Genomic DNA, 379 nt, shown 5'->3' with positions numbered 1-379 from the left:
GACATTTACCGCCTTCTTGCCACGAACGAGCCGTCCGGCTCGTATCTCGTCAGCCGCAAGGGCATGTGGCACGGTGGCATCCACATCACGGAGGCGGGCGCGGGGCAGGCGCTCGACCTCGACGCGGGACTACGCTGCATCGCGGATGGTGTGCTGATCGCGTATCGCGCCAACCAGGACTATCCGGTCAGCGAGGCAAGCGTGGACGGCAGTAACGTGCCGCTTCGGGCTCCGTACAGCACGGGCTTTGCGCTGGTGCGGCACGAGATGGAGTTTCCGCGCGGCACGCAGCTGACGTTCTACAGCCTGTACATGCACCTGATGTCCAACGCTGACTATGACAACTTCCCGAAGCGGCAGAAACCGGCGTACTGGTCGC

At 63.9% G+C, this 379-nt stretch carries 1 pseudogene; it reads left to right on the top strand.

Annotation, left to right across the window (positions count from 1 at the left end):
* Positions 1-379, top strand: a pseudogene (locus tag VSR82_RS40135) (glycoside hydrolase family 19 protein); the annotation flags it as partial.

Source organism: Burkholderia sp. JPY481 (assembly GCF_038900515.1).
GTDB classification, from domain to species: Bacteria; Pseudomonadota; Gammaproteobacteria; order Burkholderiales; family Burkholderiaceae; genus Paraburkholderia; species Paraburkholderia youngii.
Note: the sequence above shows the minus strand (reverse complement) of the source record. Positions and strands in the feature narration are given on the sequence as shown.